At 70.5% G+C, this 13,462-nt stretch carries 12 protein-coding genes; 6 read left to right on the top strand and 6 right to left on the bottom strand.

The features are described 5' to 3' along the window. The 3 genes from HHX35_RS27555 to HHX35_RS27545 all read left to right on the top strand — a co-directional run. On the top strand, positions 1–545 hold a 545-nt coding region (locus tag HHX35_RS27555), incomplete at its 5' end, for a PP2C family protein-serine/threonine phosphatase (RefSeq protein WP_182901597.1). A 218-nt stretch (positions 546–763) separates the two neighbouring features. Then, positions 764–2,455 (top strand): RNA polymerase sigma factor, encoded by a 1,692-nt coding sequence (locus HHX35_RS27550; RefSeq protein ID WP_310739339.1) that lies wholly within the window; start codon positions 764–766, stop codon positions 2,453–2,455. Positions 2,456–2,570: 115 nt separating this feature from the next. Next, positions 2,571–3,536 (top strand): hypothetical protein, encoded by a 966-nt coding sequence (locus HHX35_RS27545; protein ID WP_182901595.1) that lies wholly within the window; start codon positions 2,571–2,573, stop codon positions 3,534–3,536. Position 3,537: 1 nt separating this feature from the next. Here the strand turns inward: HHX35_RS27545 and HHX35_RS27540 are convergent, their stop codons facing one another. Together HHX35_RS27540 and aceE are read right to left on the bottom strand one after the other, a co-directional pair. Next, entirely contained in the window at positions 3,538–4,287 is a 750-nt protein-coding gene (locus HHX35_RS27540) for a YaaA family protein (RefSeq protein ID WP_182901594.1), read from the bottom strand. A gap of 82 nt (positions 4,288–4,369) precedes the next feature. Next, positions 4,370–6,826, bottom strand: coding sequence for a pyruvate dehydrogenase (acetyl-transferring), homodimeric type (gene aceE, locus HHX35_RS27535; RefSeq protein ID WP_182901593.1), 2,457 nt, complete (start codon positions 6,824–6,826; stop codon positions 4,370–4,372). Positions 6,827–6,890: 64 nt separating this feature from the next. On the opposite strand from aceE, the gene HHX35_RS27530 reads away from it, so the two are divergent. Both HHX35_RS27530 and HHX35_RS27525 read left to right on the top strand, forming a co-directional pair. Next, positions 6,891–7,499 carry a GntR family transcriptional regulator gene (locus HHX35_RS27530; RefSeq protein WP_310739338.1) on the top strand — a complete coding sequence of 203 codons (609 nt, stop codon included), beginning with the start codon at positions 6,891–6,893 and terminating at the stop codon, positions 7,497–7,499. Positions 7,500–7,597: 98 nt separating this feature from the next. Next, the gene (locus HHX35_RS27525) at positions 7,598–8,329 is read left to right on the top strand and encodes an N-acetyltransferase (protein ID WP_182901592.1); all 732 of its coding nucleotides are present in this window, start codon (positions 7,598–7,600) and stop codon (positions 8,327–8,329) included. Between the two features lie 144 nt (positions 8,330–8,473). Here HHX35_RS27525 and HHX35_RS27520 read toward each other — a convergent pair whose 3' ends face one another. After that, positions 8,474–8,704, bottom strand: coding sequence for a hypothetical protein (locus HHX35_RS27520; RefSeq protein WP_142561501.1), 231 nt, complete (start codon positions 8,702–8,704; stop codon positions 8,474–8,476). Positions 8,705–8,950: 246 nt separating this feature from the next. Here HHX35_RS27520 and HHX35_RS27515 point away from each other — a divergent pair, with 246 nt between their 5' ends. Continuing rightward, a complete protein-coding gene (locus tag HHX35_RS27515) occupies positions 8,951–11,023 on the top strand; it encodes a type IIA DNA topoisomerase subunit B (protein ID WP_182901591.1) in 2,073 nt (690 codons plus the stop codon). Between the two features lie 347 nt (positions 11,024–11,370). On the opposite strand, the gene HHX35_RS27510 is transcribed toward HHX35_RS27515, so the two are convergent. From HHX35_RS27510 to HHX35_RS27500, 3 genes are all read right to left on the bottom strand, one after another. Then, positions 11,371–11,694 (bottom strand): hypothetical protein, encoded by a 324-nt coding sequence (locus tag HHX35_RS27510; protein WP_182901590.1) that lies wholly within the window; start codon positions 11,692–11,694, stop codon positions 11,371–11,373. A gap of 15 nt (positions 11,695–11,709) precedes the next feature. Beyond that, a complete protein-coding gene (locus HHX35_RS27505) occupies positions 11,710–12,720 on the bottom strand; it encodes an SPFH domain-containing protein (protein WP_182901589.1) in 1,011 nt (336 codons plus the stop codon). Positions 12,721–12,897: 177 nt separating this feature from the next. Continuing rightward, entirely contained in the window at positions 12,898–13,398 is a 501-nt protein-coding gene (locus HHX35_RS27500; RefSeq protein WP_182901588.1) for a carbonic anhydrase, read from the bottom strand. Positions 13,399–13,462: the final 64 nt, after the last annotated feature.

The raw sequence follows: 13,462 nt of genomic DNA, 5'->3' as shown, positions 1-13,462 counted from the left end.
GCGTCAAGGCCGCCGCAGGCATGGGCCGGATCCGCAACGCCATGCGGGCCCTCGCGTTGACCAACCCGCCCCCGGCCGCGGTGCTGACGGGGCTCGACCGCGTCTTCGAGGCGACCGAGGAGGAGGAGCAGGTCACCACCCTGGCATACATGGTCGTCGAGCCCGGGACCGGGGAGGGCACGCTGGCCCTGGCCGGTCACCCGCCGCCGCTGCTGGTCTCGCCGCAGGGCGTCGGGCTGCTGCACGAGACCGAGCCGGGCACACCGCTCGGCTGGGCCACGAGCCGCAAGCAGTTCCGGTTCTGCGTGCCGCCGGGTCACACCGCCGTTCTGTACTCGGACGGTCTGGTGGAGAACCGCAAGCGCGGGCTGGACGCCGGGCTCAGGGAGCTTTCGTCCGTCGTGGCCGAAGCGCCCCCGGAGGTCCTGAACAGCCCCAATATGCTGCTCGATTTCCTGGTGGACCACATGCTGTCCGGGTATGAACAGGACGATGACGTAACGGTACTCGCGGTCCACGTTCCACCGGCCACGAAGAGTGACTGAATGAAACAGTCATAACGGTTGCTTTCGGGTATCAGTGACCTCCTTCCGTACGCACTAGTGTCTCGGTCGGCCTAGGGTGGAGGGGCAACCGGCGGGACGCGGCCGTATCACGTACCGTGGCGTGCCACAATGGCATGTCGCGGTCCGCGCGACCTCACCACCGGAAAAGAAGAAGCACCTGGGTCCATTCTCGCCATGCGTTCGTTCGAGAGGTGTTCGTGTCGCCTGCAAGTTCGACTCGCTCGAAGCCGTCGGAGCTGAACGAGCCAGTGATTCAGCAGCTCCTCGAGCGTGGGCGCTCGCAGGGTTTCCTCGAGTCCGAGGATGTCCGCAAGGCCTTCGAGGAAGCGGACATCCCGATGTCGCAAGCCGCTGGATTCCTGCGCAGCCTCAGCAAGGAGGGTGTGACCGTCGTGGTGACGGCCGCCGACTCCGCGGCTCCCAAGCGTTCTCGAGGTCAAGCCAAGCGCCGCACCACCGCGCCCGTCAAGAAGACCACCAAATCCGCAGCGGCCAAGGAGTCGCAGCCGGAGACAGTGACCGCCGTGGTGACCGACTCCGCGCCGGCCGCCAAGCCGGCCCAGAAGAAGCCCGCTCCGGCCAAGCCCGCGCCGCCCGCCGCCAAGCCGGCCGCCGCCAAGGCTCCGGCCAAGCCCGCTCCGCCGAAGAAGGCCGCACCCGCCAAGCCGGAGGCCCCCACCACGGGTCCCGAGGTCAAGGCGGCCAAGGCCGACTCCAAGCCGAAGTCCGCCGACATCGCCGAGGACGACGAGGACATCGACCTCGAAGGTGACGTCGACATCGAGGACTTCGACATCGAGGTCGAGGACGTCGAGATCGACGCCGAGGTGGAGACCGAAGAAACCGAAACCGAGACCGAGGGAGAGGCCGACGGCGAAGAGCCCAAGGCCGAGGCGCTCGTCCAGTCCGAGGACGAGGTGCTGATCCTCACCGACGACGATGACGACGCGCCCGTCGCCCAGGTCGCGGCGGCCGGCGCCACCGCCGACCCGGTGAAGGACTACCTCAAGCAGATCGGCAAGGTGCCGCTCCTCAACGCGGAGCAGGAGGTCGAGCTCGCCAAGCGGATCGAGGCCGGCCTGTTCGCCGAGGAGCAGCTCGCCGGGGAGGCCGACGGCCTGCCCGTCGACGTCCGCGCCGAGCTGGAGTGGATCGCCGAGGACGGCCACCGCGCCAAGAACCACCTGCTGGAGGCCAACCTCCGCCTCGTGGTCTCGCTGGCCAAGAGGTACACCGGCCGCGGCATGCTGTTCCTGGACCTGATCCAGGAGGGCAACCTGGGCCTGATCCGTGCGGTCGAGAAGTTCGACTACACCAAGGGCTACAAGTTCTCCACGTACGCCACCTGGTGGATCCGGCAGGCGATCACCCGGGCCATGGCCGACCAGGCGCGGACCATCCGCATCCCGGTCCACATGGTCGAGGTGATCAACAAGCTGGCCCGCGTCCAGCGGCAGATGCTGCAGGACCTCGGCCGCGAGCCCACGCCGGAGGAACTGGCCCGCGAGCTCGACATGACCCCCGAGAAGGTCATCGAGGTGCAGAAGTACGGCCGCGAGCCGATCTCTCTGCACACCCCGCTGGGCGAGGAGGGCGACAGCGAGTTCGGTGACCTCATCGAGGACTCCGAGGCCATCGTCCCGGCCGACGCCGTCAGCTTCACGCTGCTGCAGGAGCAGCTGCACTCCGTTCTCGACACGCTGTCGGAGCGGGAGGCGGGCGTGGTGTCGATGCGGTTCGGCCTCACCGACGGGCAGCCGAAGACCCTCGACGAGATCGGGAAGGTCTACGGCGTGACCCGCGAGCGGATCCGCCAGATCGAGTCCAAGACCATGTCGAAGCTGCGCCACCCCTCCCGTTCGCAGGTGCTGCGCGACTACCTGGACTGACGCACGAGTCGATCGTCCCTCGGCCACGCATCACGGCCGGGGGACGATGACGTTTACGCCCCCGTAACCTCGTGGTAGCGCCACGGGCACGTTGACGCTCCTAGGCTCGCGCCTCATGGGAGTGATCGAAGTGGATCGGGCGCGTGCTCGGGGGCCACGAGTGATCCCGGACCGCCCGTGGGCGGACACCATGCTCGACGAGGCGGTCGAGGCCGCCTCCCGGGGTGACCTCAGACCGGCGGCGGCCGTCCTCGCGGACAGCCGGGGCGACCCGGAGACGCGGTCGCTGCGGGCGGAGGCGCTGTCGCGGGCCGTCGTCGGGGCGAGCCGGTCGATCGAGGCGCTGCTCGCTCACGACCAGGGCAATCCCGACCTGTGGCTGTGGCTCGGCCGGGCCCGCCTGGAGGAGGCCTGGGAGCTGAGGCCCGACGTGCGGGCCAGGGCGGTGCAGGCGGACCGGCTGCACGCCTACCGGTCGGCGATGGAACAGGCCAGGCAGCCGCTGCTGGCGGCGGCGGGGCTCGCGCCGGTCGACCCGGTGCCGTGGGAGTGCCTGATGTGGCTGGCCATCGGGCTGGACCGGCCGCGCGCCGACAAGGACGCGGTCTGGTACGAATGCTCCCGCCGGTGGCCGACGCTGTATTCGGGGGCGCTGGCCCGCCTGATCACCCTGTCGCCCGGCTGGGGCGGCACCGCCCAGGAGATGCTCGGCTTCGCCCGCTCGGCCGCCGCGCACGCCCCGGAGGGCAGCCCGCTCCCGGCACTCGTGCCGCTGGCCCACTTCGAGATCGTCGCCGCAGGGCGCACCCCCATGTCCCGGGGCGGCTGGTTCTCCTTCGACGCGCAGCGCGAGATCGTCTCGGCCGCCGCCCACTGGGCGGAGCGGCGCATCGGCGGGGCGCACCCGCGCTCGGTCGAGGCGCACAACGTCTTCGGCGCCGCCTTCTACCTGTCCGACCTCCGGCGTCCGGCGCGCGGGCACCTCGCCAGGACGGGCGGCCGCTTCAGCCGGCTGCCCTGGTCGCATCTCGGCGATCCGGCGCAGCAGTACCGCCGGGCCTGCGCCCGGCTGAATCTCTGACTCACTCGTCCACGATCACGTCGAGGATCCGCGGCTTTCCCCGCCCGGCCGGCGCCGCCGGTTCCACCCGATGTCCCAGGCCGGTCAGCAGGTCGGCCAGATCCCCGGCCGTGCGGGGCCGGTCGGCGCTCTCGACGAGCGCGCGGGCCACCACGCCCCGGGTGGCCTTCGCCATGTGACTGACGACGGTCCGCTTTCCGGCGGCCTCCCGCAGCACCCGTACGGCCACGCCGCGTTCGCCGGGCTGCCAGGCGGCGGCGTACGTCGCGGACCGCATGTCCACCACGAGCCCCTTCGTCGCGTCGAGCACCGCGCTGATCGACGTCCGCCAGAACGCGGCCAGGCCGCCCATCGGCGGCAGCCGTACGCCCATGGACAGCCGGTAGGGCGGCACGCGGTCGGACGGGCGCAGCAGGCCCCACAGCGCCGAGAACACGACGATCCTCCGGTCGGCCCGCCGCCGGGCCTCGGGGGAGAGGGTGGCGAGGCCCAGGTTGTCGTACAGCACGCCCGTGTAGAGGGCGGCGACGGGCAGCGTGCGCGCCGTGGGGAGCGCCAGGTTGCGCTCGATCTCGCCGGTCTGCCCCTCCGACAGGCCGAGCACGTCGCGCGCCTCGGGCGTGTGGCAGAGCGAGACGAGGGCGTCGAGGACCTTCTCGCGCGGGGAGGCGAGTTCGGGGAAGCTGAGCCGGCGGACGGCGGAGGTGCCCCGCTCGGCCTTCCCCTCCGAGGGCGGAAGCAGGATGAGCACGGTTCCGCAGCCTACTGCGCCCCGACCGGAGAGTTTCCCCCGATCGGGGCGCTGCGCGATGGTCGTCGACGCGGCGTGCTGCTCAGTCCCGGCCGGTCTCCACCGCCTTGAGCACGGCCTCCGCGATCGAGCGGGGATCGACGCCGAAGTGCCTGCGGACCGCCTCGCGGGTGCCCGACAGCCCGAACCCGTCGGTGCCGAGCGAGGTCCACGGCCGGTCGATCCACGGGCTGATCTGGTCCGGCACCGCGCGCATCCAGTCGCTGACCGCGATCACCGGTCCCGCCGTCCCGGCCAGGGCCTGCCGGACGTACGGCACGCCCGTGGTGGTCATGGCGTCGCGGCGCAGCTCGCTCCAGGAGGTGACCGACCACACGTCGACGCCCAGGCCGTACTCCTCCCGGAGCAGTCGCTGCGCCTCCAGCGCCCAGTGGATCGCGGTGCCGCTGGCCAGCAGGTGGGCCTGACCGCCACCGGCGGCGTACCGGTAGATCCCCCGGAGGATGCCCTCCTCGACGCCCTCGGGCATCGGGGGCTGGGGCAGCGGCTCGTTGTAGACGGTCAGGTAGTAGAACACGTCCTCGCCACCGGGGCCGTACATGCGCCGGAGCCCCTCACGCACGATCGTCCCCACCTCGTAGGCGAAGGCGGGATCGTAGGCCAGGCACGCCGGGTTGGCCGAGGCGAGGAGCTGCGAGTGACCGTCCGCGTGCTGCAGGCCCTCCCCGGTCATCGTGGTCCGGCCGGCGGTGGCGCCGACGAGGAACCCGCGGCCGAGCTGGTCGGCCAGTGCCCACATCTGGTCGCCGGTACGCTGCCAGCCGAACATCGAGTAGAAGATGTAGAAGGGGATCATGGCTTCGCCGTGGGTGGCGTAGCTGGAGGCCGCGGCCGTGAACGACGCCATCGACCCGGCCTCGGTGATGCCTTCCAGCAGGATCTGCCCGTCGGCAGCCTCCTTGTACGACAACAGCAGGTCCCTGTCGACGGACTCGTAGCGCTGGCCCAGCGGCGAGTAGATCTTGGCGGTGGGGAACAGGGACTCCATGCCGAACGTCCTGGCCTCGTCGGGCACGATCGGCACCCAGCGGCGTCCCGTCTCCGGCTCCTTCATCAGGTCCTTGACCAGGCGGACGAAGGCCATCGTCGTGGCCACGGGCTGCTTCGAGCCCTTCTCCAGGGCCCGGAACGGCGCCTTGCCCGGGGCCGGCAGCGGGGCGTGGGAGACCGTGCGGCGGGGGACGGGCCCGCCAAGGTCGCGGCGCCGCTCGGCGGCGTACCGCGCCTCCGGCGAGTCCGGCCCGGGATGCAGGTAGGGCGGCAGGTCGCCGTCGAGCGCCTCGTCCGGCACCGGCAGGCCGAGCCGGTCGCGCAGCGCGCGGAACTCGTCCTGGGTGAGCTTCTTCATCTGGTGGTTGGCGTTGCGCGCCTCGATCCCCGCACCGAGGGTCCAGCCCTTCACCGTCTGCACGAGGATCACGGTGGGCGCGCCACGGTTGTCCAGGGCCCTGCGGTAGGCCGCGTACACCTTCCGCGGCTCGTGGCCCGCCCGGGACCCGCCGACGATGCGCCGCAGGTCGTCGTCCGAGCAGGGCACGTCCAGTCCCTGGAACAGCCGCTCCCTGATATAGGCGCCCGTCGAGGCGGCGAACGTCTGGAACTGCCCGTCCGGCACCTCGCCCAGCCGGGCCACCAGTTCGTCCGAGCCGAGCAGCCCGTCCCACTCCCTGCCCCACAGCGCCTTGACGACGTGCCAGCCCGCGCCCCTGAAGACGCTTTCGAGTTCCTGGACGATACGGGTGTTGCCCCGCACCGGCCCGTCGAGCCGCTGCAGGTTGCAGTTGATCACGAAGGTGAGGTTGTCGAGCCCCTCGCGGGCGGCGAGGGTGAGGGCGGCCGTGGACTCCGGCTCGTCCATCTCGCCGTCGCCGAGGAAGGCCCATACGTGGCTGCGTGAGGTGTCCTTGATACCGCGACTGTGCAGGTAGCGGTTGAACCTGGCCTGGTAGATCGCGTTGAGCGGGCCGAGACCCATGGAGACGGTGGGGAACTGCCAGAAGCCCGGCATGGACCGCGGATGCGGGTACGACGGCAGCCCGCCCTCGGGCTCGCGCCTGAACAGGTCGAGCTGGGCTTCGCTCAGCCTGCCCTCAAGGAAGGCCCGGGCGTAGATGCCCGGGGAGGCGTGGCCCTGGAAGTAGACCTGGTCGTGGCCGGCGTGGAAGAAGTGGTTGAAGCCCACCTCGTACAGCCAGGCGGCCGAGGCGTAGGTCGCCAGGTGGCCGCCGAGGCCCAGCCGGCTTCCCCTCGTGATCATCGCTGCGGCGTTCCACCGGTCGTACGCGGCGATGCGTTCCTCCACCTCCAGGTCACCCGGGTAGACGGGCTCCTCGGAGGCCGGGACGGTGTTGATGTAGCGGGTGGTGGTGGCCAGCCGCTTCAGCAGGTAGTCGGCCCGTTCGGGGCCGGCTGCACGGCGGACCGCCTCGAGGGATTCGAGCCATTCGGCGGTCTCCTGCGGGTCCAGGTCTACGTCCATGGATTCATTAAACACCCTATGATCGATCATCGGATGTGTACGGTCCGGCCCTATCATCGGTCTCGTGGAACCCGTCGTGCGGTCGCCGCTTCGCGACCAGATCCGGCAAACCGTGCTCGACGGCCTGACCGACGGCCGATGGAAGCCCGGCGACCGTCTCGTCGAGCGGCGGATGGCGGCCGAGCTGGGCGTCAGCCAGGCCCCGGTGCGTGAGGCGCTGCGCGAGCTGGAGGCGCTCAGGCTCATCGAGTCCGCGCCCAACAAGGGCGCGCGGGTCCGCAGGCTCACCCGGAGCGATCTCCGCGAGGTGTACCAGGTGCGGGCGGGGCTGGAGGAGACGGCCGTCCGGCTGGGCAGGCCCTCCGCGGAGGCGTTGCGTACGCACCTCGGCCGTCTGCACGAGGCGACGGCGGCCGGTGCCCTGCACGATCAGGTGCGGCACGGCGTCGCCTTCCACCGGGAGATCGTGAAAGCCTCGGGCAACGAGGTGCTGCTGTCGGTGTGGGAGTCGCTCGGCATCGAGGTGTGGACCCACCTGTCGATTCGCCTGTTCCGGATGCGTCCGCACGAGAACGCCGCCGACCACGAACCCCTCGTGGAGGCGTTCGAGCGGGACGACCCCGAGGTGGGCGTCCTGCTCCGCGAGCACGTGCTCGGCTACGCCCCGGCCTAGCACCGCCGCTCCTTCGAGGAGGCCCGAGGAATCCGCCGTCCACTGCCCCGGACGCACGATCTGAACCCGAGCAGCGCAGGTCAACTAGGCTGCGGCGGGTGAACGAGGAAAACGCACAGTTCGACCTGCTGGTCGATGCGGCATGGCCGGCGCCGGGACGGGCCGAGGACGGCGGCTGGGTCTACCGGCATGCGGGCGGCGTGACGAAACGGGCCAACTCGGTGCTGCCGCTGGGAGAGTGCGCGAACCTGCCGGAGGCGGTCGACCGGGCCGAGCGCTTCTACGCGGGCATCGGGCAGCCCTGCGTGTTCTCGGTCGGCATGGGCGCCTCGCCCGGGCTCGACGACGAACTCGGCCGCCGGGGCTACCGGCTCGTGGATCCCACTTTGGTGATGACCAGGCCGCTCACCGGCGATGAGCGTGCCGCCGACGCGGCGGTGGAGGACAGGCCGTCAGAACGGTGGCTGCGCACCTGGTGGAGCGTGGACGGCGGGCGCCACCGCGACACCGGGGAGGTTCCGGCGCGGACGTGGGGTGAGCGCATCCTCGGCGGAGTGCCCGCCGGGTACGTCCTCCTCGAGGAGGGCGCGGTGGGAAGGGGCGTGCCGCAGGGGCGATGGCTCGGCGTCTACTGCATGGCGGTCGAGCCGCACGCCAGGCGGCGCGGGCTGGGCGCGGCCGTGCTGCGCACCCTGCTCGCCTGGGGGCGGCGGTGTGGCGCCGACGGTGCGTACCTGGTGGTGACCGAGGCCAACACCGGCGCCCGCGCGCTCTACGAGCGCGAGGGATTCACCGTCGCCGGCCGCTACCACTACCGAGTGCGGTCCTGACCCGCCGGCGCCGTCCGCCGCGGACCCCGGGGGAAACTGGGAACGGCGGTCGCGCCGGGCGGGCGGCCCGGGTCGATGGCTTATATGGCGACGGCGCGCGGAGCCGACATCATCGTCTGACGCTCCGGCACGCCGTCTATAGGGTCAGCGCTCGCCGTCAGGGGCGGTCGCGGGGGATTCACTGAGTCGGGCCGACTCGTCCTGGATCTCAGCACCTTTGTCGCGCAGCACAGTCACGTGCTGACGCCCGTGGTGGGCGCAGAACAGCAACTCCCCACCCACGGGCAGGGTCGCGCGGATGTAGGCCTGAGCACCGCACCGGTCGCACCGGTCCAGGGCCGTCAGCGGCTTGATGGGGGCGAGAGCTCCAGTCACGTATCGCCTTTCGGGTCGCCCCACGCTGTGGGGACGTTGGCGTCAGTCACTTGGGACAACATCTAACCGGATACGGGCCTTCCCAATCATGCTCTGACTACGCCCAGAGCAGAATGATCGGGAAAGTGACGGGGATCACAGCGAAAGTGCCGGTCATTGTGCTGCGCCTGGCAAGCTTGTGCGCGTACAAACATTGAGTGGCGTTAAGCTGCGTACGCGTGTTCGATTGATAAGTAGGAGTTGGGTGTGACTGCGGTTCGCGCGGAGACGGGGTACACCGCCCGTCATCTCTCTGTGCTGGAAGGCCTGGAGGCCGTCCGCAAGCGCCCAGGGATGTACATCGGCTCCACGGACACGCGCGGCCTCATGCACTGCCTGTGGGAGATCGTGGACAACGCGGTCGACGAGGCGCTCGGAGGCTACTGCACGCGGATCGAGGTCGAGCTGCACGCGGACGGCTCGATCGAGGTGCGTGACAACGGGCGCGGCATTCCCGTCGACATCGAGCCCAAGAGTGGCCTGGCCGGCGTCGAGCTCGTCTACACGAAGCTCCACGCGGGCGGCAAGTTCGGCGGCGGCTCCTACGGCGCCTCCGGCGGCCTGCACGGCGTCGGCGCCTCGGTGGTCAACGCGCTGTCCTCCCGCGTCGACGTGGAGGTCGACCGCGACGGCAAGGTCCACCAGATCAGCTTCCGCCGGGGCGTGCCCGGCGTGTTCGACGGCGACGGCCCGACCGCCAAGTTCCGCAAGAAGTCCGGCCTGCGCGATGGCGGCCCGGCCCCGCGTAACACCGCCGGCACCCGCGTGCGCTTCTGGGCCGACCGGCAGATCTTCCTGCCCGAGGCGGAGGTCTCGCTAGACGAGATCCACGTGCGGCTGCGCCAGACGGCCTTCCTGGTGCCGGGGCTCACGCTCGTGGTGCGCGACGTCCGCGGCGAGGAGCCGGTCGAGGAGACGTTCCGCTTCGACGGCGGCATCAGCGAGTTCACCGAGTTCCTGTCCCGGGACGAGGCCGTGTGCGACGTGCTGCGGCTGCAGGGCGAGGGCCACTTCCACGAGACGGTCCCCGTGCTCGACGAGCAGGGGCACATGACGCCGACCGAAGTCGAGCGGGAGCTCACCGTCGACGTCGCGATCCGCTGGGGGAAGGGCTACGAGACGACCGTACGCTCGTTCGTGAACGTGATCGCCACGCCGAAGGGCGGCACCCACGTCGCGGGGTTCGAGCGGGCGCTGGTCCGCACGGTCAACGAGCAGCTCAGGGAGACCCGGCTGCTGAAGAACGGCGACGAGCCGGTGACCAAGGAGGACATCCTCGAAGGGCTGACCGCGGTCGTCACCGTGCGGGTGCCCGAGCCGCAGTTCGAGGGACAGACCAAGGAGGTGCTCGGCACCTCCGCGGCCAGCCGCATCGTCGCCCACGTGGTCGCCCGCGAGCTGAAGGCGCTGTTCGCCACCCCCAAGCGAGGGCAGAAGCAGCAGCTGCGCGCGGTGCTGGAGAAGGTCGTCGCCGCGGCCAAGGCCCGCATCGCCGCCCGCGAGCACCGTGACAACCAGCGGCGCAAGTCCGCCCTGGAGAACTCGGCGCTGCCCGCCAAGCTGGTCGACTGCCGCAGCGACGACGTCGACCGCAGCGAGCTGTTCATCGTCGAGGGCGACTCCGCGCTGGGCACGGCCAAGCTCGCCCGCGACTCGGAGTTCCAGGCTCTGCTGCCGATCCGGGGCAAGATCCTGAACGTGCAGAAGGCGTCGGTCGCCGACATGCTCAAGAACACCGAGTGCGCCGCGATCATCCAGGTGGTCGGCGCCGGGTCGGGCCGCTCGTTCGACATCGAGTCGGCCCGCTACGGCAAGATCATCTTGATGGCCGACGCGGACGTGGACGGCGCGCACATCCGCTGCCTGCTGCTCACGCTCTTCCACCGCTACATGAAGCCGATGGTCGAGGCCGGGCGGGTGTTCGCCGCGGTGCCGCCGCTGCACCGCATCGAGGTCACCAACCCCGGGCGTGGCCAGGACAAGTACATCTACACCTACAGCGACGCCGAGCTGCACAAGGTCCTGCGCGACCTGGAGCGGCGCGGCAAGCGCTGGAAGGACCCTGTGCAGCGTTACAAGGGCCTCGGTGAGATGGACGCCGACCAGCTCGCCGAGACGACCATGGACCCCCGCCACCGCGTCCTGCGCCGCGTGCGGATCGAGGACGTGGAGGATGCCGAGCACATCTTCAACCTCCTCATGGGCAGCGACGTGGGCCCGCGCCGCGAGTTCATCATCGGCAGCGCCGCCGAGGTGGACCGCGACCACATCGACGCCTGACCGGTGCCCGCCGGGCACCGGCTCACCGTCGCGAGCTCAGCCTGGGAGGAAGCGGGGCACGCGTCCGCACCCCCCTGGGAAGGGTGCCCCTCATGGCCGTCCATGACCTGACGGTGTCCGGCCGTCATCTGTGACCATGGGCCCATGACATCTCTTGGCCACGACCAGAAGAGCCGTGTGACCGTGCGGCAGCTCACCGCCGAGGACGTCACCTGGGTGCGGGAGTTGTTCACCGAGAGGTGGGGAGGAGTCGCGTGAGCTCAAGCCGTCGATTCCCGAGATCGGCCTCGACGGCATCCCGATTCGCCACGAAATCGAATTCGAACTGCCCTCGGACCTGGTCGGGGTCAGCCGGACTCGATCTCCAGGGTGCTGACCCGGTTGCGGGCCTCCAGCATGCCCTCCCGGTAGCGTTCGTCCCAGTCCGGGTCGTCGTCGCGGATGGCCCTGACCGTCTGCCTGGTCAGCTCCACCGGCCCGTTGGGGCCGGGAGCGACCTTGCGTACGACGATCAGGGTCCACCCGTTCTCCATGACGGTGTCGGTCTCCCAGCGGGGTGAGCCGGCCGCCTCCCGCCGGGACGCGGGCTTCCCGCCGCGTGTGAGCGTCACGAGCAGATACACGAGCACGGCGATGACGATGAGCGTCACCGGAAGGGCGAGCAGACGCATCGGGGTCCCGGCTCCCTACTTGGTGGGCAGAGCGACGCCTCCAGTATTGCCCGGCGCGTACACCGTGATGCCCTGGGGCAGGGCCTTCAGCTTCTCGATCTCCGCGCACGTGGGGCACTTGTTGTAGCCGTCCTGCCGGGCCTTGTTGGCCTCCGCCTCCGCGCGCGCCTGGGCGACCTTCGCCTGCGCCTCGGTGACCTTCGCGAACGCGGCCTGCGCCTGGTTGACCGCCTCCTGGACCTCGGTGGGCAGGGTCACCCGCGAGAGGTTGAAGTGGATGCCGGTGAGATAGTCGGCGCCGAGGGTCGACTTGAGGTCCTCGGCCAGGCTCGTGTTCACCGCGTCCTGGATCTTGGCGATGTTCGCGTTGTTGCCCTGCTGCGGCACGCCCCCGGTCTGCTGGCCGCCGCTGTTGTTCTGCACGAGCGCGCAGGAGGAGACCAGTTGCGCGCATCGGAAGTTGTTGATCTGGGTGCGCAGGTCGTTGTCGATCACCGGCCGGATGATCTGGTCGAGGAAGGCGGACCAGCCCTCGTCGCCCTCCCAGGGGTAGTAGGTCCCGCCGTTGGTGCTGCGGAACTTGCGGGTGCCGAACTTGTCGTCGAACGACTTCAGCGTCTGGTGGTCGAGGTTGAGGCCGAAGTAGAGCGTGCCCTCGATGCCCATGTTGACGCCGTCGCCGCTCGGCACGTTGACGACGTCGACACCGGACCTCTCGCCGTGTCCGGCGTCGGAGGTGATCGTGTAGAACCGCTGCTGGGCGGGGTAGCGGTGCATCTGGGACCACCAGCCGATCCAGGTCACGCCGGAGCCGGGGTCGATGACCTGGCGGACCTTGTTGTCGTCGAGCGGGCCGCCGTCGCGGACGACCGCCGCCTCGCCGCCGCTGGTGCGCTCGAACCCGCTGAACGCGCCGAGCAGGGTCGGCGCCCCGACGACGATGAGCGCGAGGATCACCAGGATGGCGGTGCCGCGGAAGGACCGGCGCGAGGTGCCGCCGGAGGCGGAGGGAGTGCGGCTGGGCATACGGGCTCCTTGGGGGGCGCCTCGGGACCGGTTGCGGTACCGGGGAAAAGCTCACGTGTCGTCGGCACGACAACGTAGCAGCCGGGTGCCCCGGTTCCGGGATGGCCCGTGGTCCGGAGAAGGCGCCCCGCCGGCCCCGTACGGCAGGCCGGGCGGCCTGCCGTACGGAGGGTGGGGTCAGAGCTCGACGGGCTGGAGCCGTCCCGTGTGCACGTCGTACAGCGCGCCGCCCACGACGAGGTCGTCGGGCAGGTAGGGGCTGGACTTGATGCGGGTGATGTCGTGCCGCAGCGCGGCGCGCTGGTCGGGGACGGTCTGGAACTCGAGGCTGCGGGTGTCGACGCCGTAGTCGGCGGCGATGAGGTTGTGCACGTCCTCGTCGGTCGACTTGGACATCCGGCAGTCGGTGTGCGGCATCACCAGCACGCGGTCGACGCCGAGCAGGTAGACGGCGAGGACGAGGGTCCGCAGGACGTCGTCGGTCACCCGCGCGCCCGCGTTGCGCAGGATCTTCGCGTCGCCCGCGGTCAGGCCGAGCAGCCCGAGCGGGTCGATGCGGGAGTCCATGCACGTCACCACCGCGAGCCCACGCACCGCGCGGCCACTGAGGCCGGAGTGGGTGAACGTGCTCGCGTACTTCTCGTTGGCGTCCAGCAGATCGTCGAAAGCTCCGGTCATGTCACAGATGTTGCCCGATGCCCTCCAACCGGTCATCGCGGGGGGCGGGGTTTTGCGCACTCCT

Origin of the sequence: Microbispora sp. H10830 (assembly GCF_014161375.1) — a bacterium.
In the GTDB taxonomy this organism is placed as follows: Bacteria; Actinomycetota; Actinomycetes; order Streptosporangiales; family Streptosporangiaceae; genus Microbispora; species Microbispora catharanthi.
Note: the sequence above shows the minus strand (reverse complement) of the source record. Positions and strands in the feature narration are given on the sequence as shown.